The following is a 26,820-nucleotide window of genomic DNA, read 5'->3' on the forward strand; positions in this document are numbered from 1 at the left end:
AAATATAATCAGTATGGGTCATACTATAGATAACAATAGACTGGTCGTCTAGTAAATAGATGATGACGTTATGTAGGGTTTTGTTTCAGATGGATTTAATCCTCAGTCATTACCTTGACAGATATTGGCATATACATATTTTGCCATTTAGCATTTCCATCGTAATTTTGTCTCAGTCTTACAAAAATAAATAGAGAGAAAATAAAATAATCAGAAGACTGCAATATAGAAAATAAGTTCGGATATACAGACTGTCTTAGCATTGCCGCTATACCGTTATTTTTATATCAATTTTATAGACAGTGATTAGTTATTAGAAACAATATTATAAGTAAAATTTACAACATTTTTCTGGAGATTTTATCTAGCAGCCTTTTAATATCAGCATTGATAATAGTAAACACTGAGCAAAAATATCAAATAAATTGTCTAAGTAATAAGTTTATGAGCGGTATTATATTGCTGATGAATGGTAAAATTATGATCAAAAAATTCATAATACAATCGGGATTCTATTTGATTTTTGTCTAGAAAAAATGATTTTTTCATGCTCCTGTCACGTCTATATGCCACTAGAGCGCACCAAAAATTGTTGACATTTATATTGTTTTTCATTACTAATGGTTATCCAATATATTACCGAATATTATCCATATTTATGCATATTAGCAGTATTAAGTTTCAATTTTGATTCAATGGTTATATCTCAGTGGTTGAATCAAGCGATGAACGATATAAAAGTAGACTGTGAAAACAGAACGGAAGATATAACTTTTAAACCTATGAAAAACAATGATTTCAGGAAAGATAAGGTAGTTTTTGCCTTTGATAATCATTGCCTGCCGTGACTATTGTGATAGCGATTGATGAAGTGGATAGTATCAGTATACGGATAAATTAAATGGACTTACTAAAACTGAGTAAATCTGCCCAGCCACCTATTCGCTAGGATGTTATATGATACCTGCCTCTAACCACCTTTTTAAATATGCACTTTTGCCTACTTTTATAGCGCTGACTATGTTTGTGTCGGGCTGCAGTGATAAGTCTGCAAGCGATGGCACAACCACTCAATCTTCAAATATTGACCCGAATGTATTGGCTGATAAGCAAGAATTGGTTATCAATAATGCCGCCGAGCCAGAGTCGCTGGATCCACACAAAGTATCAGGGGTTCCTGAAGCTGGTATTGACCGACAGATGTTTGAAGGTCTAACCAATACCGATGCAGATGGTAAGACCATTCCGGGTATGGCGACCAGTTGGGAGAGTCCTGACAATAAAGTATGGACGTTTAAACTGCGTGATGCCAATTGGTCAAATGGCGATCCTGTAACAGCAGAGGATTTCGTTTATAGCCTGCGTCGTCTAGTCGATCCAAATACTGCTTCCCCTTATTCGAGCTATTTAGTCGATGCCAAAATCGTGGGTGCTGAGCAAATAGTCGAAGGCAAAGCGGGCATAGACACGCTTGGGGTAAAAGCACTCGATGACAAAACCTTGCAGGTGACATTATCAGAGCCAGTGCCTTATTTCCCAGATATGATGATCCATAACTCGGTCAAGCCCGTCAACCAAAAGAATGTCGAAGAGTTCGGTGATAAATGGACTGACCCTGCCAACATCGTGGTCAACGGCCCATACAAAGTCAGTAAGTGGCAAGTCAACGATCAAATCGTCCTAACGCGTAACCCTGCTTATTACGATGACGCCAATACCAAAATTGATACTGTCACGATGCTCGCGATTCCTTCTAGTACCACTGATGTGGCGCGCTATCAGGCAGGCGAGATTGACATGACCTACAATGAAGTTCCGACTGAGCAGTTTGCGTCTCTCAAAGAACAGCTTGGTGATGAGCTCACCGTCTCTCCTTATCTATGTACGTACTATTACGAGTTTAATAACGTCAAACCACCATTTGATGATATCAAAGTGCGCCGTGCGCTCGCCTTGGCATTAGATCGTGACACGGTGGTCGATAAAGTCATCGGTCAAGGACAGACAGCAGCCTATCAGCTGACACCAACTGCGACCAATGGTGATGTAAAAAATACGCCAGAGTGGTCAACGTGGGATAAAGAGAAGCGTCTTGCAGAAGCCAGAAAGCTGCTGAATGAAGCAGGCTATAGCGAGAGCAATCCACTAACGTTTGAGCTGCTATACAACACCAATGACCTGCATAAGAAAACGGCGCTCGCCGTCGCCTCGCTATGGAAACAATCGCTTGGCTTTGTCGATGTCAGTTTGATCAATAAAGAATGGAAAACTTACCTCGATACGCGCCGTAATGGTAACTATCAAATCGCTCGTGCGGGCTGGTGTGGTGATTACAACGAAGCCTCAACCTTCTTAAATATCGTAAAAACAGGTAATAGTAATAACCACGGCAAATACTCCAATGCCAACTTTGACAGTCTCATGGCACAAACACTAAAACCAGGTGTGACGCCTGAGCAGCGTGTTGATTTATACAACAAAGCTGAGGCTGAGCTAGATAAAGACATGCCTTTATTGAATGTCTATCACTATGTCAGCCCTCGTCTCATTAAGCCTTATGTCATTGGCTTTTCTACAAAAGATGCCTTAGACAACTGGCAGGCAAAAGATCTGTCCATCGCCAAACACTGATAAATCAGGATTTTAATAGGTGAGTGCGATGTAGACCGCTTCGGCGGGCTTATCGCACGCGCTGCTATTGTTAGTAAGCAATTACTACATGTTATATCTGTTGTATCCTTCCGGCTTTAATTGGGCTTATGAAGGGGCACTTCCATAAAGAGGTCTTATGTTAAAACTGATTTTTCGGCGTATTTTAGAGGCCATTCCGACCTTATTTGTTTTGATCACTGTCTCCTTTTTTATGATGCGCTTAGCGCCAGGCAATCCTTTCTCAGGCGAGCGTACCTTGTCACCAGCCGTACTGGCCAATATCGAAGCCAAATACAATCTTAGTGATCCGCTATGGTTACAGTATGTCCATTATTTGGGTCAGCTTGCTGTTGGCGACTTCGGTCCTTCTTTTAAATATAAAGACTACACGGTCAACGAACTATTATCCCAGTCGTTTCCAGTATCTATGGAGCTTGGGATTTATGCGTTTATATTAGCATTGGTTTTGGGGCTGATATTTGGGGTATTGGCAGCGCTTAAGCAAAACTCATGGCTCGATTATGTACTGATGGCGTTTGCAATGACAGGGGTTGTGATTCCAAGCTTTGTCAAAGCGCCATTACTGGTGCTCATCTTTGCGATCATTTTGCATTGGCTACCAGCAGGTGGGTGGAACGATGGCGCATTACAAAACCTTATATTGCCCGTCACCGCTTTAGCGCTGGCCTATACGGCGAGTATCGCGCGGATCATGCGTGGTTCGATGATTGAGGTGATGAACAGCCAGTATATTCGCACGGCGAGGGCCAAAGGCTTACCGATGCGCCGGATTGTCATGAAGCACGCGCTCAGACCAGCGATGCTGCCTGTGATCTCCTATTTAGGTCCTGCCTTTGTCGGCATTATTACCGGTTCTATCGTGATTGAAACGATCTTTGGTTTGCCAGGTATCGGCCAGTTATTCGTCAATGGCGCCCTCAACCGCGATTATGGCGTGGTGCTGAGTTTGACGATTTTGGTGGGTGTGCTGACCATCACGTTCAATGCCATTGTTGATATTTTATACGCCATGATTGATCCAAAGATTCAGTATTAAATATGGCGAATTATTATTTAAGTAGATTATTACAAGGACAACTATGAGCCTTATTGTAGACCAGCCAACCGACATCATCCTGTCGCCAGCGAAAGAGATTAAAGGTCGCAGTCTTTGGCAAGATGCGTGGCGACGTTTTTATCAAAACAAGGCAGCCGTTGCCAGCTTCTTTATCTTATTACTGATTGGCGCTTTTGTCCTATTTGTCCCTTTGTTTGCCCCTTTTGGTTATGCCGAAACCGACTGGAACTTTATGCAAGCCGCGCCGTCTATCGAAAATAAGCATTACTTCGGTACCGACTCTCTCGGCCGAGACTTATTGGTGCGTACTGCCGTCGGTGGTCGTATCTCCTTGATGGTTGGCATTGCTGGCGCGACGGTTGCCGTGCTTTTCGGTACTGTCTATGGCGCGACGTCAGGCTATCTTGGCGGTAAAGTCGATATGATTATGATGCGGTTCTTAGAGATTCTAAGCGCCTTTCCGTTTATGTTTTTTGTGATTTTATTGGTCACGATCTTTGGGCGTAACCTAATCTTAATCTTTGTCGCTATCGGATTAGTGTCTTGGTTGGATGTGGCTCGGATTGTTCGTGGTCAGACGCTCAGCCTCAAGAGCAAAGAGTTCATTGAGGCGGCGCACGTTGGCGGTGTGTCAGGCTTTAATATTATTCTGCGTCATATCGTTCCTAACGTGCTTGGCGTGGTCGTGATCTATGCCTCATTACTGGTACCGACGATGATTTTGTTTGAATCATTTTTGAGCTTTTTGGGACTGGGTGTGCAAGAACCGATGACCAGTTGGGGCGCACTACTGCAAGAAGGCTCTCGCACCATGCAAGTGGCACCTTGGCAGATTTTGATTCCGTCGGCTTTTTTGGTCATTACGCTATTTTGCTTTAACTTTATTGGCGATGGTCTACGCGATGCGTTTGACCCTAAAGACCGCTAGGAGAGTGACATCGTGGTAACTAAAGATTTCAGTAACACCGTTAATGACACTCTCAATGAGGGTTCTCATAACAGTCTCAACAACAAGCTCATTACCCCTCCCAACACCTTGCTAGCAGTAAAGGACTTATCCGTTCAGTTTAAGACTGAGGATGGTCTGGTGACCGCGGTAAATGGGTTAAATTTTGATCTGCATGAGGGTGAAACCTTAGGTATCGTTGGCGAATCAGGCTCTGGCAAGTCGCAGACCGCTTTTGCCATTATGGGACTATTGGCAAAAAATGGTCATGCCAAAGGCTCAGTACGCTTTCAAGGCAATGAGTTACTAGGCTTACCGCAAAAGGCACTGAATAAAATCCGTGCGGAACAGGTGGCGATGATTTTTCAAGATCCTATGACGTCACTCAATCCTTATATGAAGATCGGCGATCAGCTCGCCGAAGTATTGGTCTTGCATAAAGGCATGAATAAAAAGGAGGCGTGGGCGGAGTCGATACGCATGTTAGATGCGGTCAAAATCCCTGAAGCGAAAAAGCGTATTGGTATGTATCCGCATGAGTTCTCAGGCGGTATGCGTCAACGGGTGATGATTGCGATGGCATTGCTCTGTCGCCCCAAGTTATTGATTGCTGATGAGCCTACCACCGCACTCGATGTCACGGTTCAAGCGCAAATCATGGTGCTATTAAATGAGCTAAAACGCGACTTCGGTACAACTATTATCATGATTACCCATGATTTGGGCGTCGTGGCGGGTATCTGTGATCGCGTCCTTGTGATGTATGCTGGTCGCACGATGGCTTATGGTGAAACGGAGGAGATTTTTTATACGCCAACCCATCCGTATACCATCGGATTATTAAAAGCCATTCCGCGTCTTGATAATGAGATCGGCAAACTTGAGACGATTCCTGGTAGTCCGCCAAACTTATTGGACTTGCCTGCAGGCTGTCCTTTTTATGAGCGCTGCCCTCATGCGATGGATATCTGCCGTGATACACCGCCGCCGCTTGAGTTTTTGCCGCACGATCGTCAGCGCGCTTGTCATTGGCACCCTGAAGCAAAAACGGATTCCTCGGCAGATATTCATGCCAATCATCAATCAGAGATAGAGGGGTAGACGATGATGACACAGACTTCTAATAGCAGCGCGATCCAGCCTAAAACACCGTTACTCAAAGTGCGTGACGTTCATACCACCTTTAATATCAAACAAAAAGGCACTTATTTTTGGCAAAAGCCTGCGACGTTAAAAGCCGTCAATGGCGTTTCATTTGAGATATTTGCTGGTGAGACATTGGGCGTGGTGGGTGAGTCGGGCTGCGGCAAATCGACCCTTGCTCGTACTATCGTGGGCCTGATTGAAGCCAATTCTGGTAGCATTCTGTTCAATGAGGAAGAGCTAGTCGGCGCGTCCAAAAAAACCATGCGAATGAAGCGAAAAGATATTCAAATGATTTTTCAAGATCCGCTCGCCTCCCTAAATCCACGCATGACCGTGGGCGATATCATTGCCGAACCGCTACGTACATATTATCCAAAAATGAAAAAGAGCGACGTACAAAGCGAAGTACGCGAGATTATGAAAAAGGTTGGACTACTGCCCAATCAGATCAACCGATATCCACATGAGTTCTCAGGTGGACAGTGTCAGCGGATTGGTATTGCGAGAGCTTTAATCTTAAAGCCCAAAATTATCATCTGTGATGAGCCAGTCTCCGCCCTTGATGTGTCTATTCAAGCGCAGGTCATTAATTTGTTGCAAGACATCCAAGAAGAGATGGGACTCGCGCTTATTTTTATTGCCCATGATTTGTCGGTGATCAAGCACATTGCTGATCGGGTGCTGGTCATGTATTTGGGCAACGCCGTCGAGCTTGGGGTGAATAAAGCCGTGTATGGCAATCCGACCCATCCTTACACTCAAGCATTGATGTCAGCGGTACCGTTACCTGATCCCATTGCTGAGCGCAATAAAACCATTCAACTATTGGAAGGCGATTTGCCAAGTCCCATTAATCCGCCCTCAGGCTGCGCGTTTCGAACTCGCTGTCCATTAGCAGATGAGGAATGTGCCCAGATCAAACCGGTGCTGGAAGGGAATATAAACCACCGAGTGGCGTGCCTAAAAAACAAAGTCGACGCGGTATTGTAAGTTAGCAGTCCTTTAATAATAGACGGCTGTGTTAAGTTACTTTATAAAACAATACCAAAGGTGGATAACATCATCTTTGGTATTTTTTTGGGCTTGAGGGTTGATATATTTAGGGCACATCGAATATTCAAAATACCATAAACCACGATAAAGCAAATATAGCGAGATTGACATAAATTTTGCGTAGCCTCTGTCTGCGAAGGCACAGCAAGCAAGCAAAATTTATGTCAATAGCACGTGATATCAGCCCGCTATTTAATAAAACTCAATCTTACTCAGCACATGCTCCTGCACCATATAAGCACAAAAATACGCACTGGGCCACGCCACGATAAAGGCCAGTCCCCATGAGTGCAGCAGCTCAGCAAAGAAACCATCAATAAAGCCCACCTTAATGAGCATCAGTGCCGTCGATATGATCAGTGACATCATCAATGCCATAAGACCTGTAAAGATTAGGCGATAGTATTTGCGGCGAGTGCGGATTCTGATGGTGGGAAAATTAGCCATATGTTTGGTTGTCCTACAAGTGATAGCAGTGCTTATGATACTCCGTGATGACGGACGGGTAAAATCGTTATTATCAATGGCTAGGTTTGTTATATCTTGATAGCTGCCTGATCATAACGATTATGTCTCGCATTTTCCGTTCGAAAGCGTTCGTTTCGCAGGTGGTATCTTAAAAATAATAATGAAAAATAGTTCATTATTTATAGTCTATTTTGCGACGATAATCTATGATAACCAAGACTAAACGATAAATAGGACAATAAAATGGCAGACCAAGCACAGCGAACACTCGGCATCATCGGTGGTATGAGTTGGGAGAGTACCGAGAGCTACTATCGCATTATTAACGAAGGTATCAAAGCTGAATTGGGTGGATTACATTCAGCAGATTTATTGATTCATAGCGTCGATTTTGGTCCTATCAATACGCTACAAGAAACGGGTGAATGGGATGAGCTGGGCGCGATGATGGCGAGTAGCGGTAAACGCTTGCAAGCGGCTGGCGCAAAAGGATTGCTAATTGCGACCAATACCATGCACAAATTATTTGGCGATGTAGAGGCAGCGACTGATCTGCCCATTATTCATATTGCAAACGCCACTATCGATGCTATCAAAGCACAAAATCTCAGCAAAATAGCGTTATTGGGTACGCAGTTTACGATGACCCAGGATTTTTATAAGCAGCGTCTGATTGAGGCAGGGCTAGAGGTGTTGATACCCGCCGAGAATGAGCGTGCCGAGGTACACCGTATCATCAAAAAAGAGCTGTGCGTCGGTGAGTTCAAAGACAGCTCACGCCAATATTATATCGATGTCATAAGCAAGCTTGCTGAGCAAGGGGCAGAGGGTGTGATACTAGGCTGTACTGAGATTGGTCTATTGATCATGCAAGACGACAGCCCAATCCCTGTATTTGATACCACTGCCATTCATGCCGCCGCCGCAGTAGATTTTTTATTGGCTGATGCAACGTTGTAATGTGTTAGTAATCAAAACTTAGCCCAGCAAAAATTTTTACATGCGGTGATTTTTGTTAGGTCAAAGTTACACCAAATATCAAATATCAAATACCAACGAACAAAAGCCGTAATGATCAAAAGCCGTCAAGCTAAACGTATATAAACCACGCTATGATCCTTTACTGTTTCTAATCATACGGTGCCTGTAGAGTCTTCTACGAAGTCGTCGATGTAACCTTGTGATACGGCGCAAAGGGAGCAGTTTCCATACAGTCGTCGGGGTAATATCACGACATGATGCAGAAGTGCCACCATGCACACGATATCCCTCACTCCCTTGTGCAGCTTCTTCGGCAACCAGTTTTTTACCCTTGCGCCATCCGCCATGTGCATATAGTCCTGCCCCCATCAGAGCCGTGGCTACCATGCCTGCTGGAAATGACAGCCAAAGCGCGTCCTCACCGAGTAGGGGATAAAGCCCAAACGCAAACCCAAGGCGCACAGGATACATCGAGATCGCCATAACGACCAATGGCCAAATCACATAACCGTTCGCCCGCATGGTGCCAAACAGCACTTGCGCTATCCCAAAAAAGATAAAACCCCATGTCGCCATGAGTTGAATATGTTCTCCGATTGGCAACGCTTCGCTATCACTACCAAGGAAAAAGCCCAAAATAGTGCCATCAAACATCGTCAGCACCGCGATAATTGCGCCTGTCAATATCACGTTAAAGATGAGTCCCCATCGGGTGATATCTGAGACTCTGGCCCATTGATTGGCACCGATATTCTGTGCGACCATCGCGCTGGCTGCGGCACTTAGCGCCATTGCAGGCATTTGCACGTATGTCCACAGCTGTTGGGTGGCGCTATAGGCAGCGGTAGTCTGTACCCCTTCACGGTTGATCAGTGACAGCATCGTCAATGCCGCCGAAGATATAACAATCATCTGCAGGCCCATCGGCAAGCCTTTTGAGAACATTGATTTTAAAATGGCTCGGTCTGCGCGCAAAAAGCGTAGCTCTGGCATCTTAAGTGTTAGCACTGAGCCACGCAGGTACATCGTGATAACCATACCAATAAGCGCGAGCGTGTTTGCGGCGGCGGTGGCGAAGGCTGAGCCAAATATACCCCATTCGGGAAAAGGACCTAGACCCAAAATCAGCGTCGGCGTCAAAATCAGATCGATAATCACCGATATAATGATAAACCAAAGCGGCGTCGTAGAATCGCCCGTCCCGCGCAGTGCCATCATGATCAGCGTAAACGTGAGCGTGACGGGCATCGCAACGAAAATCATCCGTAGATAGGTCAGAGCCAGATCCACCGCACTGGCTGGCGTCCCAAGCAAACCCAGTAGCATTGGCGCAAATATCCATCCTCCTGCTGACACCACTATACTGATCGGAATAATACTGCCGAGCGCCGTGCCCATGGTTCTTTTGACCATAGTCTCATCACGGCGGCCCATGGCCTGACCAATCAGAATAGTAGACGCCATACCAAAACCAAAAACAAAGGAGATGAGTATAAACATCAAAATGTTGCCGTTCGCTGTCGCGGCGAGCGCCTCTTCTCCTAAAAAGCGCCCCACCCAGACGGCGTTGATGGAGCCGTTCAACGACTGTAGCGCTGACGATCCAAGGGTTGGCAAGGCAAATAGGAGCATCGTTTTGGCAATTGACCCTTCGGTGAGGTCACGCCGTTTGTCAGTGGCAATACTGGTGTCGCTCAATGTCTTTCCTTTTGTGCCATTCAAATGGGCGTTGGTTTATGATAAAAATGCGTCTTAGGACAGAGGGTAGGTAACGAACTTGAAACTGATTGCATAAAAACGCTTATTATAAATGACAATGCCCGTGCCATTTTTATTAGAACAGTAAGCAAACCACGTGCTGACATAAGCCCTAGTACGAAATGTGTTACTAACGTTGTTACTGTCCTTTTGAAGTTATATCTTCTATGAGGCTAGCTTGGTTTTTACTAATTATAAAATCCTGATTATTATAAAAATCCTCGAAAGGATGACGCTGATTTGACTACAAAGTAAGAGATTTATAAATATAAAGCCCCATTTATCGTTAGAATCATAGCGTGGATACTTTTTATACTATCGTTGATCCGATGTAAGAGTGGATTGGCTATATTTTTAACAAGGATGTTTCGATGACACTAAAACGTTTAAGCCTTGTCGCCCTATTTAGTCTTTCCGTCATAGCCTGCACCACTGCGCCCAACACGCTTGCGGTGAATGCCACCCAAAAGCTGATACAGTTCGAGCGCAATAAAGCCAAGCTTGAAAAAAAGGTATTGACGCTGGCATCCGGCGATACCATGACCTATCTAGAAGGCGGCAATATTAACGGCGAGCCGTTACTGCTCATCCATGGATTTGGGGCAAACAAAGACAACTTTACCCGTATCGCTAGAGAGCTGAGCGATTATCATCTGATCATTCCAGACTTGCTGGGTTTTGGTGAATCTAGCAAACCGATGCAAGCTGACTACCGTGCCGATGCTCAGGCGCAGCGTTTACATGAGCTGCTACAAGCAAAAGGGGTCGCGTCTCATATTCATGTCGGTGGTAACTCAATGGGCGGTGCCATCAGTGTTGCTTATGCCGCTATGTATCCTGATAGCGTCAAAAGCTTGTGGCTACTCGACAGTGGCGGCTTTTGGTCAGCAGGGTTTCCAAAAGATAGGTTTGATGATGATAGCTTCGACAACAGCCCGCTGTTGGTCAAAAACACAGAGGATTATTTTGCTTTGTATAATCTCGTGATGTACAAGCCGCCTTATATTCCCAAAACCGTGCAAGCCGTCTTTGCTCAGACCAATATCGCCAACCGAGATCTGCACGCCAATATTCTCAAGCAGATTACCGCAGACAATGTGGAAGCACGTGCCAAAATCATCGCGCAGCGTGATATACCCACGCTCGTCGTCTGGGGTACTGAGGATAAAATTATTAAGCCTGAGACCGCCGTCATCATGACCAAACTGATGCCGCAAGCACAGCTGATTATGATGTCTGAGGTCGGCCATGTGCCGATGATCGAGGCAGTAAAAGAGACGGCCAGTGATTACAAAGCGTTTCGTGCAACGCTTAAGGGTCAGTAACTCACAAATCTTTTATTAATCGCGTCAGTAAGGTATCTGTACTTTCGTCTCTGACCAACGTGACGCCTTGTCCTGCCCATAACGACAGATGCTCGGCGTCCAAACGCTTGGTCGCATCCGCCCGCATAAACTTGGTCATGGCATTGAGTTGTGGGTAGGGCGGTAGCGCATCTGCGCTCTCAAATTGAGCAAAATCACGCAAATAATCGTTTAATAAACCACGCGCAAGCTTACCTGAGAATAATCTGGTTAAGCGTGTCTCGCTACTGCGCGCTCCTTGACTGGCCTCAATAAGCGCTTGTTTATACGTATCATTAATACCGCACTGATCTGTGGTCAAAAACGCCGTCCCCATTTGCGCAAGCTCAGCACCTACCGCTTGTACTGCCTTGATATTCTCTCCCGTCATAATGCCACCCGCTGCAATCAACGGAATATCTGTGCAAGCGCGCGTTTGGCTGATCAGCGTCAGCAGTCCCAATGGATCGGTTTCGCTTTGTGGCAACCAGCCACCGCGATGACCGCCAGCTTCTACGCCTTGTACACAAACTGCGTCTGCCCCAATATCGTTCCATGCTTTGGCTTCTAGTGGATGATTGGCGGTGCCGATGACGCGTGTGCCGACACTTTGCAGACGCTGAACTTGCTCGGCGCTGATAATACCAAAGGTAAAACTGGCGACAGGCACAGGGTTGTTATAGAGCACTTGTAGTTGGTCTACGAAGTTTTGTGCGGGGTGCTCGGGTAGTGTCACTTCAATATCATTGTCCTCATAATACTGGCTTAGCCAAGTCGGCATGGCGGTATCAAAGCTGCTCGACTCCTGCTCAGATAACACCATCAGATTGACCATAAAAGGACGGTCAGTCAGGGCTTTAATCGTATCGATTTGGCTATCCAAAACGTCTGGCGCGGTCATACCAGCGCCCAATGAACCCAGTCCACCAAAGTTACTCACTGTCGCTGCGAGTTCAGGCGTGGTTGCGCCTGCCATTGGCGCTTGGATAATCGGGTAGGTGAGGTTAAGCGTATTAAGTAAGCTCATGATTGGCTCCTTTTTATTAGGATGTTTTCATGACTTACTGTAGCAGAGGAAGGCGGTGCGCGTGTTGGATAGTGTTTATTTAGTTGCTGAATAAGGTGATGGATTTTGACTACGGAATTGTAGTTAAAATAGTTGACTATAAAACTGTAATTAAAACTTATTAATGCATATACTTGAGATTACTAAATATTCTACTAGAAACGCATGAAATGAGAAAAGATAATTAAAATTTGTATTCTAAATGAATGTTACTTACTCAGAAGATAGAAAAGCCAATCATCCAAGCCACCAAAAAGATGACTAAGAAAATTGACCCATTTTTATAACTTTGCTTTTTAACTTTTATGATTAATTCAACTGCAACGACCCTTTCGCATTCATCAGCAGCTCAACCACATCATCACCGCTAATCACCTCAAAGCGTTTGTCGATGTCTGCTTCTTCTACGCCATTGTGCTTCATGCATGCACCGCAGACCAGTACTTGTCCGCCTTTTTCGATAAAAGCTTCTAGCAATTCGCCAGCAGGCTCAAATGGCGCGCCAATATTGACATCGTCTAGCGCATTTGGTTTTGCCAGATGTACCGCATCCACCATTAATATCACCGTGGCAGAGTGGCCTTTTTTGAGTGCCACGCCAGCCATGGTGAAAGCTAGAGTGATTTTGCTTGGGTTTGATTCACTATTATCAAATAACGTACCGACAAAATCCGTCGTGTTAGCCATATTATTCTCCTTATCAGACTATATTTCGTTGAGTCAAATATATCACTCACGACTATCCTAACATTTATTATATGTATTTATATAATGAGTTGTTATGAAATAGTAGCCATAAGGTTACTTACTTTTGACGCACTTTGAATGAATGCTCAGTAAGAGTCGTTTTAAGCCAAGCGGTTTGATTATCACTCCGTTGGTGGCCATGGACGATCAGCATCGCTCTCTATCCATTCGGCGACATAGCCAGTTGGCGGTAGAGCCCAATCAGATTGTCCCAATGCGGCCAGTACTTGTGCGGTGTCGATCACTCGACCGCCTTTGGTCACGCCCGTACGCAGTAGCGCAGAGGAGCAGGGCTTGCCCTTGACCCACATGGATTGCTCAATATAGAGCCAGCGCGCATCGATACCGACCATTTTGGTTTTTAGCGTGACTTTTTCAAACGCACGAATGCGCTTGCGATATTGGATGGTACTGCCAGCGATGACCAGACCCCAACGCTGTTTTAGCAGCTGCGTGCCAAGTCCGCTCCGTACCGCAAAATCCATACGCCCCAAATCATACAGCGTGAATACGCGACCGTTATTCATCTCTAAGAAATTATCGATGTCTGACAAGCGACAGCGAAACTGAATCTCGCTAGTCTCTTTTAGGGTTAAGGTATCGCCCTTTTTTGCTTTTAAGGCGGCATGAGCGATGGTGCTGGCATAACGGATAAATGGGTACATAAAGTCGTCTCGAAGGTTTAAAGGACAGCATTAAAAGTCGTTAGATTAGGAGCTATTGTCAGAGTTACTTAGGCCTATTTTTTATGTGACTCGACCCCAATCCAATTGAAGTACGCACTCACCGTTTCGGGTATCCAGTTGATATCAAATTTTGAAGATTTGCCATTAGTATTGTTTTTGGCTTGACCTTTATCTGAGCGATAACGCAAATAACCGATATGTCCACCATGCTCAGTATCTAAGATAGTGACGCTATCGGAGACATCGTTTGGTGTCGCGGTAAAGCCAATAAACGGGTCATCTTTTGCACTGATGAGTAATAAAGGCTTGGTCACTTTGATCAAATAGGGAAGCGCGGATGAGGCTTGATAGTAGTGGTTGTTAGAGCGGTAGCCATGACGCGGCGCGGTAAAAATATCATCAAAGTCACTGATACGATTGACGGCTTTGATCGAGTCGATCTCCTCTTGAGTAATGTCATTGGCTAAGGCTTTTTTGATAATCGGGTTGAGCAAATAAGGCGTATAAATGCGATGGCTCAAAAAGCTGTGCATACTAAGCGCCGCTGATGACATATCGACGGGAGCGGAGATAACTACGGCACCTTTACAAAGAACCTTGTCTTCGTATTCGCCCATATATTTTGCTAGGGCATTGCCCCCTAAAGAGACACCGACCGCGTAGATATTGGCGTACTGTTGCTTTAGATTTTGCAGCGCGTGATGCACTTCATCGGTATCACCCGCATTATAAAAAACTCTGCCATTAGCAGGAATACCGCCGCAACTGCGAAAATGTGCCACCACGAAATGCCAACCTTGCGCGTGCATCTGGTAAGCCAATGCGCGGGCATAATGGCTGTCGCTGCTGCCTTCCATGCCATGAAATAAGACAATCAATGGCGTTTGCTCAAGCGCGCCGTTTTTTGATGCGTCTACTGGATGCGCATCATAAAAATCGTAAGCAATATCACTTTCATCCAAAGAGTCTTTTTCGACTTCGCGGCGATAAGTTGGTGCTTTTGGCGCAAAGAACTTGGGCAAGATGCTTTGCAAGTGTGGATTGGTCAGCCAAAAGGGCGGTTTAAACGGCGCTGGAGAGAAAGGTTTGGTTGAGGTTGACATATTTTGGTCTTATTTAATGATCGTGGAAAAACAGAAAAGTAGCGTGATAAGGTTTTTTTATCATAGCGCCTGTATCTATGAAAACCAATGATTTTCAGTGAACGCATGATTACTGAAAATGGCTCACGAGCTAATAAATGGCGACTGAATACAACTATAGTGAAACCATTATAAAAATGGTATAGCAAGATTAAACGCTATTTTTCGCAGCCTCTGGAGGCGCAGTCACAGCAAGCAAGAAAAGTAGCGTTTAATCAAGCGCGTTTCCTATGTTGTATCAATTTTATTGAGGTTCTACTATATCTAAGCGGCTACTGAGAAAGGTTAATCAGGTTTTTTAGACTTCTGGCTGATCCAATACGCGACCATCCATCGCAAGTCGTTCTTTTAAGCTGTCGATATCTGCCTCAGCCAATGTCGCAGTCAGCGTGACTTGTTTGCTATAGGCGACATCATCGATGTGACCGCCAAGGCTCTCTATCATATAGCGGCATTGTGCTTCGGTCGCAAACTCTGCGAGTATCTGAATCTGTGCCATGGGTACATAGGGATTCAATGTCATCTCATCGACCGCTGCTTGAGCCGCGCCTGCATAAGCGCGCGTCAGACCACCAGCTCCCAGCTTAACACCACCGAAATACCGCACCACGATAATGATGACATTGCCGATCGACTTGTGTTGCAATACATTTAATATCGGCCTGCCTGCGGTGCCGCTTGGCTCGCCATCGTCGTCAAAACCTGCACTGGTAGTATTGTCAGGGTCACCAATGATGTAGCCCCAGCAAAAATGCCGCGCATCAGGATATTGCTCGCGTAGTTGTTCCACGTGAAATATGGCTTGCTCACGCGAGCTCACCGGATACGCGTAAGCAATAAACTCAGATTTCTTAATTTCTAGGCGCGCGGTGACGGCACGTTTTAGCGTTTGATAGCTCATATTTCATCAGGCTTAGGTTGGATATGGTAAACTTAGCTAACTTTCACTGTCGTCCGTATTGGGCGCAGTGTTCATTTCATTTTTCATTATAGTACCATTTCTAACCATCGAAGATAACGAGCTACTCACGGCTGAGTGCTGGCGTCGTTAGTTTCTGATTTAGGGCTGGTATCATAAAACCGATGGTAGTAAATAGTATGCGTTTAGATAAATTCATTAGTAAAGCCACCGAGCTGTCGCGCAAAGAATCCAAAAAGATCATGCACGCGGGCGAAATCACTGTAAACGATCAAGTGGTCAAAGACCCAGGTCTGCATGTCGATGTCGTCAACGATGATGTGATGTGGGCAGGCGAGCCATTGTCAGTCGCTGCGGGCAATCGCTATATCTTGCTGTATAAGCCCGAAGGCTTTGAATGTACGTTAAAAGTCAAAGAATACCCAATCGTCACCGAGCTGATCGCCGTACCAGAGTTGGGTAGCTTGCGTATCGCTGGACGTCTCGATGTCGATACCACTGGCGCGCTACTCATGAGCGATGATGGCGGCTGGCTACACCGTGTCACCAGTCCTAAGCATGAGCACGCCAAGGTTTATGAGCTGACCCTAGCATCGCCGATGGATAGCGATGCCCAAGAAAAAGCCGTGAAAAAAGTCGCTGAAGGAATTTTATTAGAAGGCGATTATGAGCCTACCAAGCCTGCGATTCTTGAGTTCATTGATGAAACCCATGCCCGCCTGACGCTAGAGCAGGGTAAGTACCATCAAGTCAAACGCATGATGGGTTACTTTGGCAATAGAGTCACGGAGCTGCACCGCGCCAGTATCGGTCATATCAATCTAGACGGCCTAGAGAAAGGCGACAGTCGTTTCTTAGCGCCAGAAGAAGTCGCCAAGTTCTAGTCTCTGACTTCTGTAGTATGCGCATCCATACGACTGTTTAAGTTATTATTTTAAATTCATCAGCAGCCACGACACCGTGTGCTGCTTTTTGCTGTCAGCTATTTATGTTTGTGATTCTAATTCGCTATTTTTACGGTCTGCTTGTGTTGCCTATCTCTTAAAGCTGGGTAGCAATTTTGCAAAACTGCGTTTTTAAGCCTTTGCAGACGTCTTCTACATGCTACAGTCTATTTTTCTTTTCAATATATGTTTCTGCATAATATATCGCTCATACGCTGTTTAGAAACTAGATATGGGTATTATGTTGATGACCAAAACATACTCATGATGAAAAACCAGATAGGACTGTCTCTGTGAAACGCTCTCTATTAACCTCTACTACTCTCATTGGTACTTTAATCGTGGCAACCACTGCCTGTGCTCAGCTTACCCCCAAAGAGACAACGAGCAAAAGCATCCGTCAAAATACGGTAAATAGTCAAGCCACTGGCACGATGAGCCAATCCATCGATAGCCATTTGCGCCAAGTGCTGACCCAAGCTGGCATCAAAACGCAGATTACCTCCATTGTGCCGTCCAAATTACCCAATATGTATCAGGTGAATTTGGCTGGGCAGCCACCACTACACATCACTGAAGATGGTCGCTATGTCATCCAAGGTGAGTTGCAAAAGAATCCAAGTAAGCGGGTAGTGACCAAAACACCAGTACGCAGCACGAGTGCGCAGGTAGGCAAGCCTGTCAGTGCCGCTGTGAAATCAGCAATGCTTGCCAATACGCGTGCGCTCAAAAATATGAGTACCAAAACACCACTTTTTTATACAGCAGTACCCGGCGTGATTTGGGGTGCGACTCTCGAAGGAGTACCTTTTTTGCTATCGGACGATGCACAGTACATCAATGATGGCGAGATATCTGTGATCGAAAACGGTCAGTTTGTCGGGCTCGATGAGAACTTTGAAACACGTAAAAATCAATCGGTGTTTGTGACATTGGATGAAAGCCAACTGATTATTTATCCAGCGACCAGTCCTGAGAGAGCCGTGATATATGTGGCTGATGACGTCAACTGCCCGTATTGCCGTCGATTTCATCAGCAAATATCTATGTTCAATGCCAAAGGCGTGACGGTCAACGTGATTGGCTATCCGATATACGAGCAGTCGCCCGCGCAAATGCGAGGTATTTGGTGTCAAACTGATGAGAACAGTCGTCGTCAGGCATTCGATAAGGCGATGCTACAAGGTGAGATAACCCCCGCATCAGCGAGCTGCACCGCCGACCACGTGACGCCCAATCGTGACAAAGCGGCTGGACTGGCGGTGATAGCAACCCCTGCTATCTACCGTGAGGACGGTGTGCTGTATCAAGCAAGTTTCGAGAGTCCCGAGTTTTTAGAATTTTTAGGCATCGAATAATTATATTGATACTGCTCAAGATCTTTATTCATCATTATTTTGAAGAGAGTAATAAAAAACCGCTTTATGAGCTGATTCATAAAGCGATTTTTATCGTTTAACTTATCAACATTTCAAGTGTCAAAAACGGTTTCAACTTGTTTATGGCAAGACAATATCGACGATCTTCCATTGAACAAGCCCTTGGCGCTGCATCTCGATAGTCAGCGGATAACCCTTAACCTGACCGCTGATATTAAAGCAATTGATACCGCAGTAGCTCAGGGTTGGTTTATCACTGTCTGTGCCTTGGGCGGCCTGCTGCTCAAGCTCCGCCGCTTGTTTTTTCATGACTTGCTGGATTTGGCTCTTGACCACAGCATCGACGTCGCCACGTTGAATGATCAAGCTTTGAATCAGGTTTCTCAAGTCAACTTGATCGCTAGCGATTGCCCATGCGGCGGCCAGCTCTTTGGTTGCTGTATTGGCTTGACCCTGAGTGTTAATGACTTTTTCGATATTTTGCGGGGTAATCGCGCCATCAACCGCTTGCGTGATAAAGCCATTGGCAGCCTCAGTCAATGGCTCACCGCCGAGCTCAGCGATTAATGGATACTTAGTCATTGTCGTCGCAAATTGATCAGTTAGCTGATTTTGGATGCTTGGACGCACTTGCTCGTAATCAATGGTCGCTGCGATAGCGGCACCGTCTTTGGCGTCATAAGCATTTTTGAGCTGATAAGCACTGTAATAAGGGGAGCCTGCATAGATTGCTACGGCAATCACGATTAATAAAACAATCAGCTTTTTCATAAGACTTGGTACCTTGTCGCAAACGTCATGGGTATAAATGACCGTAGATATGGCGATAAATACTAGCACGACTCGTCATTATTCAGGTATGAAAAGCTTTGTAGTAATCTTAATAAATCGTGTATATCGCAACCTAACTACCTTAACTACGAATTTCATGACTTAAGCGCTTGATAAATCAGCAGACCATCTCCATAAATAGCGCAAACTTTTTATAATTGATTTGGCTAAGTAGCCCCCACCGTATTTGTCCGTTACATGCACATATTATCATCCTGTGACATTGTGGTTTGCCATGTTTCACATGAAACGTTGCTGTGTGATTGTGTATGAGATAAAGACCGTTAATGGTCAAAGCTGACCAAAGCTAATGAACTGACGAGCTGGTGGTGCTACGAAGACGATAGGAGAAACCATGAGTAAACGCGATTTTTATGAAGTATTAGGTGTCAGCAAAACCGCTGACAGCAAGGAGATTAAGCGAGCCTACCGCAAGCTTGCCATGAAATATCATCCAGATCGCAACTCTGATGACCCTGATTCTGAAGACAAATTCAAAGAAGCCTCAATGGCTTACGAAGTACTGAGCGATGAAGAAAAGCGCTCAGCGTATGACCGCATGGGTCATGCTGCCTTTGAAAATGGCATGGGTGGCGGCGGCTTTGGCGGTGCAGGCGGCGGCAACTTCCAAGACATTTTTGGCGATATTTTCGGTAACTTTGGTGACATCTTTGGTCAATCACGTGGCGGCGGTGGTGGACGCTCGCGTCGTGGCTCTGACCTGCGTTATGTGATTGAGCTGACATTAGAAGAAGCAGTACGCGGCTGCAAAAAAGAAATCAGCTTTACCGCGCCGGCGCCATGTGACACTTGTGATGGTAAAGGCGCCAAAGATGCCTCTGATGTCGTGACCTGTCAGATGTGTCATGGCCAAGGCCAAGTGCGTATGCAGCAAGGTTTCTTTGCCGTGCAGCAAGCTTGCCCACAGTGTGGCGGCTCTGGTAAGCAAATCAAAAACCCTTGTCCTGACTGTCATGGTAATGGTGTCAAAGACAAGTCACGCACGCTAGAAGTATCTATCCCGGCAGGCGTCGATGATGGTGATCGCGTCCGTCTGGCAGGCGAAGGTGAGGCTGGCGGCGCAGGCGTACAGAATGGCGACTTATATGTCGAAGTACGCGTCAAACCGCACAACGTCTTTACTCGTCAAGGCGCCGATCTATATATGGATGTACCAGTCAGCATCACTGATGCAGCACTCGGTAAAGAAGTTGAGATCCCAACCTTAGATGGCAAAGTAAAAATCAAAGTGGCAGAAGGTACGCAAAGTGGTAAATTGCTACGTGTACGCGGTAAGGGCGTGACGCCAGTACGCACCACGATGAAAGGCGACTTGATCTGCCGTGTGGTCATCGAAACCCCTGTCAACCTAACTCGTGAGCAAAAAGATCTATTGCGTCAGTTCCAAGATACGTTGGATGATGACAGTAAACATCAGCAGTCGCCACATAAAAAATCGTTCTTTAAAAAGATTGGCGATTTGTTTGACTGATTATTTGACTAAGACAGACTGTTGTTAGATAGCTATATTGAAAGTAAGCTCAAAGGTTTCATGTGAAACCTTTGGGCTTTTTCTTGTGCTGATAAAAAACCACTCAGTTAACGATATTTGTTAAACTGACGATAAATGATATCCGAAAATAACCCCGCCAAATATAAAGTATGTAAGGTAGAGATATGAGTCAACAAACAAAAGAACAAGCCATCAAAGTTGGTGTGATCGGTGCAGGTGGTCGCATGGGCCGTATGCTTATTGAAGCGGTACAAAATAATCCTAAGACCACGCTCAATGCAGCGATTGAACGCCAAGGATCTAGTCTCGTCGGCGCGGATGCAGGCGAGGTGGCTGCTATCGGACGTTTAGACGTGCAAATCGTTGACGAGCTAGAAGCTGTAATTAATGACATCGATGTGCTGATTGATTTTAGTTTGCCTGATGCGACTGAAAAGAACATGCAAGTTTGTGCCGAGCATAATATCGCGATGGTCATCGGTACGACAGGATTTAATGAGGCGCAAGAGCAGGTTCTGGCGACAGCAAGCGAAAAAATCGCCATTGTCTACGCGGGTAATTACTCAACCGGCGTCAACCTGTCATTGAAACTACTTGGCATGGCAGCCAAAGCATTTGGCAATGATGCTGACGTGGAGATCATCGAAGCGCATCATAAACACAAAATCGATGCACCGTCTGGTACGGCATATATGATGGCAGAAGCCGTCGCAGACGCTCGCGGACAGAATCTAAAAGACGTTGCTATTTACGGACGTGAAGGACAGACGGGCGAGCGTGAGTCAGGCACGATTGGCATTCATGCCGTACGCGGTGGAGAGATCGTCGGCGACCATACTGTGATGTTTATCGCTAATGGTGAGGTAGTCGAGATCACCCATCGCGCACGTGAGCGCATGACCTTTGCCGCAGGTGCCGTACGTGCCGCGACTTGGGTGACCGAGCAAGCAGTCGGGCAGTACAATATGCAAGATGTGCTGGGTCTGAATGATTAGGTAGCACTGGTAAGGCTCAAGAAAAATGAGAGAGTGCATGTGAATAATGTTAAGCGTTATATAAAGCATCAGTTAACGAGCACTGTATTTGCGATCAGCACTACTAACAATAGATGCTTGCCAGCGTTTGCCCTGAGCCTGACAATTTTGCCGATAGCAGTACAAGCCAGTAGTGACCAAACCTATGTGATTGACACTTATGGCGGTGCCGCGCTACTGCCAACAGTGAGGCAACAACTGAATAGTAGCGCTGATGGTGGCACCGTCAGCGTATACCAAGATAAGTTGGTACTAATAACAACACCTCGCAATTATCAAATGATACAGCAGCTCCTCACGCAGATTGACCGTCAGCCACAAGCGCTCACGGTCGCTGTGCGTGTTGGCAATAGCAGCAGTGTTCAGGATAATATTCGGCAGGGTCAAGTCATCATTACCAATCGCGGTATCCAAGGTACAGGCGTAATTAATCAATATAACCGCCAGCAACAAGGTAGTAGCTTGTACCAAGTACAAACGCTGTCTGGTAGTGCTGCTAGTATCAGTACGGGCACGCTCTATTCCTTGACGCAAAACTATCGTGCCACTATTCAACCAAATTATCATTATCCCATTGACCGTCAGCCAAGCACGCAGATTATCATCCAGCAGCAAGTACTACTACCAACGACCCAAGGCATTAGCGTGACACCGCGTCTACTACCGAATGGTCAAGTCGAAGTGAGATTGTCACAAGTTGAAGAGCGACTGGCACGATCCAACTCATCCTACAATAGGCACGGCACGAGCAATAATAGCATCCAAGGTCAAAGTCTGAACAGTACGATCATTGTGCGGCGTGGACAGTGGGTGACGATTGGTAAGATTTCACAACGCTCAACCAGCAGCGGCAGTCGAACGAACAATAGCAACAATAGTGTACCGATTGCTTTGTTGGTGCAATAGCTCATTAATTAGATAGCCAAACACAAAAAAGCGCGGTGCTGTTATTAATAGCACTGCGCTTCTCTATAGATAAGCCTCAAAGACTAGTCAATATAAACCACTTCAAGCGGCGGAAAACCATTGAACTCTACCGATGAATACGAGTTGGTATAAGCGCCCGTAGTGAGCCAATAGATTTTGTCACCAATCTCAAGCTCCTCTGGCAACTGATAACCTGCTTCTTCATACATGATATCGGTTGAGTCACAAGTTGGACCTGCCAGTACGACTGTCCCTTCACTAGTAGAAGTTTCCATCTTCGGGGTATAGACAGGATACTTGATTGCTTCGCCTAGCGTCTCGATTAAGCCTTGGAATAAACCGACATCCGTATATACCCAGCGCGCCAAATCTGTATCTGATTTGCGAGAGATCAGTACCACATCACTCACCAAGACACCTGAACCACCGACCAATGAACGGCCTGGCTCCAGAATAATCTCAGGCATCTCGTCATCATTATAATCATCAGTCAAATAGCTGGTGATCTCTTCTGCATAGACCTTAATAGGATTGACTTCGCTGATGTAGTTGGTTGGGAAGCCGCCACCTAGATTGATCATTTGTAGCTTGATGCCTTCTTCGTTCTTCATCCAGTCAAACATATACTTAACTTTGGCTAACGCATCATCCCATGCCGCAACGTCTTTTTGCTGACTGCCAACGTGGAACGAAATACCATAAGGTACCAAGCCAAGCTCACGCGCTTGAATGAGCAAATCAATAGCCATATTCGGGTGACAGCCAAACTTACGTGACAATGGCCATTCTGCTGTCTCTGACCCTTGTACCAATATGCGCACAAATACTTTAGAGCCAGGTGCATGTTTGGCAATATTTTTTAGGTCTGCTTCTGAGTCGGTCGCGTACAGATCGATACCTTTTTCAAAGGCATACTTAACATGGTCGGCTTTTTTGATGGTGTTACCATAAGAAATGCGCGATGGCTCAACGCCGCAATCAAGCACACGATCCAGCTCATAGATAGAGGCACAGTCAAAGTTAGAGCCAAGCTTTGCCAGCAGATTGATTACTTCAACTGCAGGACTTGCCTTCATCGCATAATGCAGTTTGGCATTCGGAAACAGGCTGACCATCTCATGATACTTGGTCTCGATACGACTTAGGTCCACCACTAAAAACGGGGTCTCGCGACCTTCAGCAGCTTTGGTAAATTTCTGCCAGCTGGCAGGTTCAAAATATTGGTCAATTTTGATCATTGTCATAGTAGTAAACCTTTGGTGAGAACAGTATCTGCTAAAAATTGGCGCCATATAGTGGATATCAGAGAGTAACATCCACTATATGCATCATTATGTAAAGGAGAAAGAGATTAAGAATTGATCGGTTGTGGCTGCTGTTCAGCTGATGATGCGCCTTGCTTTTCGCGTATCTTGAGGACTTTGCGAACTTTATCACGAGCACGTGTCTGTTTCAAACGAGACAGGTAGTCGACGAATATCACGCCATTGAGATGATCCATTTCGTGTTGGATACAGACGGCAAGCAAGCCTTCTACCACTTCGTCAATAACGTCGCCGTTCTCGTCTAGTGCCTCGATACGTACTTTATTAGGGCGCTCAACCTTGTCGTAGACATCTGGGACTGAAAGACAGCCTTCTTCGTACGATTGTTTTTCTTCTACCAATGGCGTGACTTTTGGGTTAATAAAGACTCTTGGCGCGTTTTTGTCTTCGGACAAATCCATCACGATTAGCTGAATATGACGATCGACTTGGCTTGCGGCAAGGCCAATACCTTGAGCATCATACATTGTCTCAATCATGTCTGAGATTAAGGTTTTGATTTCAGCAGTCACTTCCTTGACTGGCTTGGCAATCGTGCGCAAGCGGGGATCTGGGTAACTTAAGATAGGGAGTAGTGCCATAACGCTCACCTCAATGATAGGGACAAAATAGGGTTGATATTATAAGATAAATGGGGACAAAAGTAATGCTTATCAATACTTTCCCGTCTATATCACTTCTCATGCATTCACAAATTAAAGATTGTGATAGATATCTGGACAAAAAAAAGCCTCACTTAACGCAAGGCTTTTTTGTAGATATTCTATCTGATTAGCCATTATGCACGGCGTTTGTTTACAATCATTTCATACAAGAATAGCAAAATGATAGCACCGATGACCGAGAAAATAAGACCAGTGAAACCGCCATCTGCATTGATACCGATTAAACTCGCTAGGAAGCCACCTAACATGGCACCGACGATACCCAATACGATCGTCATGATCCAACCCATAGGGTCACTGCCTGGCTTAATAGCACGTGCCAATAAACCTGCAACCAAACCTACGATAATCATCCAAATAAAGCTCATGTTGTTCTCCTAAATTATTAATATTTATAATATGTTGCTAATTTAATAACTCCATTGTAAAGGTTCCCCAAACGCAAGAGTAAGCAAAAAATGTTACCTGTGTAGGGCCTATGTGAGGAAAAAGTCAGATTTGCTATAACGTAGGTGCAATAGGTAAACGGGAGGTTACAAAGGTAGCCGTGGTGCTAACGAGCTGCTTATTAGCAGGCAAGCCGTGATAAGAGAATTGGTGTAAGAATAAAGGAAAGCGCATAAAAAAGCGCAGCTCGTCTATGAGACAGCCACGCTTTTGTTTAATACTGATTTGTTGGACACTAATTGTTTAGATACTAAGTATAGAGTTTAGGGTTCAAACCATCGTTTATTTATCGCGCAATGCCGTTAACAGACGCTGATGAATTCCCTCAAAACCACCATTGGACATCACGACAATCGCATCACCTGTTTGAGCATGACTACTGATATGCTCGATAATAGTATCGACGCTAGACATTACTTGCTGGTTACCGATGGAGTTATTTGCCGCCGTGGCTTGTTCGATGACTTCTCTCAAGCCCCATTCTAGTCCCGCCGGCTCATACCACAATGTATAGTCAGCGAGGGCAGCTGACTCAGCCAAGCTGTCTTGGTGAATGCCCATTTTCATCGTATTACTGCGTGGCTCAATAATCGCCCAAATACGTCTGCCAGCCAGTTTCTTTTTGGCACCGTCTAATGTTGTGGTAATCGCAGTGGGGTGATGGGCAAAGTCATCAAAGACTAAGACATCGTTTACATCACCGATCAACTCCATCCGGCGTTTGATACCAGCAAAAGCCGATAATGCGGCGCAAGCGGTAGAGATGCTAACACCGACATCATAAGCGGCCGCGATGGCAACCAAGGCATTGTTGACGTTATGAATACCACTCATGCCCCAATCAATGACGGCTGCTTCTTCGCCAGCAGCAAAACTGACTTTAAACTGACTGCCATCCTCGCGAATGAGTTCCGCTTGCCAGTCGCTATTGTCTTTAAGCGTACGGTCGTTTTTACTGGTATCAGACGCAGTGGTATCGATGACAGCGGTACGCCAAATAGGGGTCCAAACGCCTTTTGCTAAAGTGTCTTCTAAGCTAATAGTTGCTGCAGGCATGATGATTTTTCCAGTGCTTGGAATCATACGTACCATATGATGAAACTGCGTTTGGATCGCATTCAAGTCAGCAAAAATATCAGCGTGATCAAATTCTAGGTTGTTCAAGATAGCGGTGCGCGGACGATAATGAACGAATTTTGATCGCTTATCAAAAAACGCAGAGTCGTACTCATCAGCTTCAATGACAAAATAACCAGAGGGGGCTGTCGTATCATCGTCAGTTTTTTCTGCCCCTAGATAGCTGCTGTGTGCGAATACTTGCTGTAAGTGCTCATCAGTGGTATTGACCAGTGGCACACCGCCGATCAAAAACCCTGTATCGATACCAGCATAGTGCAGTATCCAAGCAAGCATGGTTGTCGTTGTTGTCTTACCATGAGTACCAGCAACCGCTATCACGTGGCGCGATTGCAATACTTGCTCTGACAAAAACTGCGGACCTGACGTGTAGCGCAGCCCCGTATCTAGCATATACTCAATCACATCCATACCGCGCTTCATCGCATTACCAACAACGACTAAGTCTGGCGCTGGTTGCAAATGCTTTATGAGATAGCCTTCTTCGATAGTGACGCCCGCATTTTCAAGTTGGGTAGACATAGGAGGATATACGTTGGTATCTGAGCCAGTAACGGTATGCCCAAGTTCACGCGCCAATAATGCCAGCGAGCCCATAAAAGTACCACAAATACCAAGAATATGAATATGCAT

At 45.5% G+C, this 26,820-nt stretch carries 24 protein-coding genes; 12 read left to right on the forward strand and 12 right to left on the reverse strand.

Annotated elements, in window-relative coordinates; all coding sequences use genetic code 11:
- Positions 1–957 precede the first annotated feature (957 nt).
- The 5 genes from I3255_RS00410 (at position 958) to oppF (ending at position 6,812) form a co-directional block, all read left to right on the forward strand.
- Positions 958–2,631 (forward strand): ABC transporter substrate-binding protein, encoded by a 1,674-nt coding sequence (locus tag I3255_RS00410; protein WP_238035879.1) that lies wholly within the window; start codon positions 958–960, stop codon positions 2,629–2,631.
- A 157-nt stretch (positions 2,632–2,788) separates the two neighbouring features.
- Complete coding sequence (oppB, locus tag I3255_RS00415) at positions 2,789–3,709, forward strand: oligopeptide ABC transporter permease OppB (RefSeq protein ID WP_238035880.1); 921 nt, start codon at positions 2,789–2,791, stop codon at positions 3,707–3,709.
- A gap of 43 nt (positions 3,710–3,752) precedes the next feature.
- Positions 3,753–4,658 carry an oligopeptide ABC transporter permease OppC gene (gene oppC / locus I3255_RS00420; RefSeq protein ID WP_087041773.1) on the forward strand — a complete coding sequence of 302 codons (906 nt, stop codon included), beginning with the start codon at positions 3,753–3,755 and terminating at the stop codon, positions 4,656–4,658.
- A gap of 12 nt (positions 4,659–4,670) precedes the next feature.
- Positions 4,671–5,777, forward strand: coding sequence for an oligopeptide ABC transporter ATP-binding protein OppD (gene oppD, locus I3255_RS00425; protein WP_346268613.1), 1,107 nt, complete (start codon positions 4,671–4,673; stop codon positions 5,775–5,777).
- A gap of 6 nt (positions 5,778–5,783) precedes the next feature.
- Entirely contained in the window at positions 5,784–6,812 is a 1,029-nt protein-coding gene (oppF, locus tag I3255_RS00430) for a murein tripeptide/oligopeptide ABC transporter ATP binding protein OppF (protein WP_238036499.1), read from the forward strand.
- 255 nt (positions 6,813–7,067) lie between these two features.
- Here oppF and I3255_RS00435 read toward each other — a convergent pair whose 3' ends face one another.
- Positions 7,068–7,322 (reverse strand): DUF2798 domain-containing protein, encoded by a 255-nt coding sequence (locus tag I3255_RS00435; RefSeq protein WP_238035881.1) that lies wholly within the window; start codon positions 7,320–7,322, stop codon positions 7,068–7,070.
- Positions 7,323–7,586: 264 nt separating this feature from the next.
- On the opposite strand from I3255_RS00435, the gene I3255_RS00440 reads away from it, so the two are divergent.
- Positions 7,587–8,303, forward strand: a complete 717-nt coding sequence (locus I3255_RS00440) for an aspartate/glutamate racemase family protein (RefSeq protein WP_238035882.1) — start codon at positions 7,587–7,589, stop codon at positions 8,301–8,303.
- Between the two features lie 150 nt (positions 8,304–8,453).
- Here the strand turns inward: I3255_RS00440 and I3255_RS00445 are convergent, their stop codons facing one another.
- Positions 8,454–10,022, reverse strand: a complete 1,569-nt coding sequence (locus I3255_RS00445) for an MATE family efflux transporter (protein WP_238035883.1) — start codon at positions 10,020–10,022, stop codon at positions 8,454–8,456.
- Positions 10,023–10,453: 431 nt separating this feature from the next.
- On the opposite strand from I3255_RS00445, the gene I3255_RS00450 reads away from it, so the two are divergent.
- Complete coding sequence (locus I3255_RS00450; RefSeq protein ID WP_238035884.1) at positions 10,454–11,407, forward strand: alpha/beta hydrolase; 954 nt, start codon at positions 10,454–10,456, stop codon at positions 11,405–11,407.
- 1 nt (position 11,408) lies between these two features.
- On the opposite strand, the gene I3255_RS00455 is transcribed toward I3255_RS00450, so the two are convergent.
- The 5 genes from I3255_RS00455 to I3255_RS00475 all read right to left on the reverse strand — a co-directional run bounded on the left by I3255_RS00455 (position 11,409) and on the right by I3255_RS00475 (position 15,967).
- Positions 11,409–12,452 (reverse strand): nitronate monooxygenase, encoded by a 1,044-nt coding sequence (locus I3255_RS00455; protein WP_238035885.1) that lies wholly within the window; start codon positions 12,450–12,452, stop codon positions 11,409–11,411.
- A 348-nt stretch (positions 12,453–12,800) separates the two neighbouring features.
- Positions 12,801–13,178 carry a DsrE family protein gene (locus tag I3255_RS00460; RefSeq protein ID WP_238035886.1) on the reverse strand — a complete coding sequence of 126 codons (378 nt, stop codon included), beginning with the start codon at positions 13,176–13,178 and terminating at the stop codon, positions 12,801–12,803.
- A 182-nt stretch (positions 13,179–13,360) separates the two neighbouring features.
- Positions 13,361–13,903, reverse strand: coding sequence for an acyl-CoA thioesterase (locus tag I3255_RS00465; RefSeq protein WP_238035887.1), 543 nt, complete (start codon positions 13,901–13,903; stop codon positions 13,361–13,363).
- Between the two features lie 74 nt (positions 13,904–13,977).
- Positions 13,978–15,027 (reverse strand): alpha/beta fold hydrolase, encoded by a 1,050-nt coding sequence (locus tag I3255_RS00470; protein WP_238035889.1) that lies wholly within the window; start codon positions 15,025–15,027, stop codon positions 13,978–13,980.
- Between the two features lie 337 nt (positions 15,028–15,364).
- On the reverse strand, positions 15,365–15,967 hold the full coding sequence (locus I3255_RS00475) for a YigZ family protein (protein ID WP_238035891.1): 603 nt from the start codon (positions 15,965–15,967) through the stop codon (positions 15,365–15,367).
- A 197-nt stretch (positions 15,968–16,164) separates the two neighbouring features.
- Here I3255_RS00475 and I3255_RS00480 point away from each other — a divergent pair, with 197 nt between their 5' ends.
- Both I3255_RS00480 and I3255_RS00485 read left to right on the forward strand, forming a co-directional pair.
- Positions 16,165–16,869: a pseudouridine synthase gene (locus I3255_RS00480; RefSeq protein ID WP_238035893.1), complete on the forward strand. Its 705-nt coding sequence runs from the start codon at positions 16,165–16,167 to the stop codon at positions 16,867–16,869.
- A gap of 353 nt (positions 16,870–17,222) precedes the next feature.
- A complete protein-coding gene (locus tag I3255_RS00485) occupies positions 17,223–18,287 on the forward strand; it encodes a disulfide isomerase DsbC N-terminal domain-containing protein (RefSeq protein WP_238035895.1) in 1,065 nt (354 codons plus the stop codon).
- Between the two features lie 141 nt (positions 18,288–18,428).
- Here the strand turns inward: I3255_RS00485 and I3255_RS00490 are convergent, their stop codons facing one another.
- On the reverse strand, positions 18,429–19,079 hold the full coding sequence (locus tag I3255_RS00490) for a DUF2939 domain-containing protein (RefSeq protein ID WP_238035896.1): 651 nt from the start codon (positions 19,077–19,079) through the stop codon (positions 18,429–18,431).
- 415 nt (positions 19,080–19,494) lie between these two features.
- Between I3255_RS00490 and dnaJ the strand changes: the two genes are divergently transcribed.
- The 3 genes from dnaJ (at position 19,495) to I3255_RS00505 (ending at position 22,592) form a co-directional block, all read left to right on the forward strand.
- Entirely contained in the window at positions 19,495–20,631 is a 1,137-nt protein-coding gene (gene dnaJ, locus I3255_RS00495) for a molecular chaperone DnaJ (protein ID WP_201599441.1), read from the forward strand.
- Positions 20,632–20,816: 185 nt separating this feature from the next.
- Positions 20,817–21,647 (forward strand): 4-hydroxy-tetrahydrodipicolinate reductase, encoded by an 831-nt coding sequence (gene dapB / locus I3255_RS00500; RefSeq protein ID WP_238035898.1) that lies wholly within the window; start codon positions 20,817–20,819, stop codon positions 21,645–21,647.
- A 39-nt stretch (positions 21,648–21,686) separates the two neighbouring features.
- On the forward strand, positions 21,687–22,592 hold the full coding sequence (locus I3255_RS00505; RefSeq protein ID WP_238035900.1) for a type II and III secretion system protein: 906 nt from the start codon (positions 21,687–21,689) through the stop codon (positions 22,590–22,592).
- 83 nt (positions 22,593–22,675) lie between these two features.
- Here I3255_RS00505 and I3255_RS00510 read toward each other — a convergent pair whose 3' ends face one another.
- From I3255_RS00510 to mpl, 4 genes are all read right to left on the reverse strand, one after another.
- Positions 22,676–23,851 (reverse strand): type III PLP-dependent enzyme, encoded by a 1,176-nt coding sequence (locus I3255_RS00510; RefSeq protein ID WP_238036501.1) that lies wholly within the window; start codon positions 23,849–23,851, stop codon positions 22,676–22,678.
- 113 nt (positions 23,852–23,964) lie between these two features.
- Positions 23,965–24,519, reverse strand: a complete 555-nt coding sequence (def, locus tag I3255_RS00515; RefSeq protein ID WP_238035902.1) for a peptide deformylase — start codon at positions 24,517–24,519, stop codon at positions 23,965–23,967.
- 197 nt (positions 24,520–24,716) lie between these two features.
- Positions 24,717–24,971, reverse strand: coding sequence for a GlsB/YeaQ/YmgE family stress response membrane protein (locus I3255_RS00520; RefSeq protein WP_058024727.1), 255 nt, complete (start codon positions 24,969–24,971; stop codon positions 24,717–24,719).
- Between the two features lie 361 nt (positions 24,972–25,332).
- On the reverse strand, positions 25,333–26,820 hold the full coding sequence (mpl, locus tag I3255_RS00525; protein WP_238035903.1) for a UDP-N-acetylmuramate:L-alanyl-gamma-D-glutamyl-meso-diaminopimelate ligase: 1,488 nt from the start codon (positions 26,818–26,820) through the stop codon (positions 25,333–25,335).

The organism is Psychrobacter sp. Ps6 (genome assembly GCF_022129235.1).
GTDB lineage: Bacteria > Pseudomonadota > Gammaproteobacteria > Pseudomonadales > Moraxellaceae > Psychrobacter.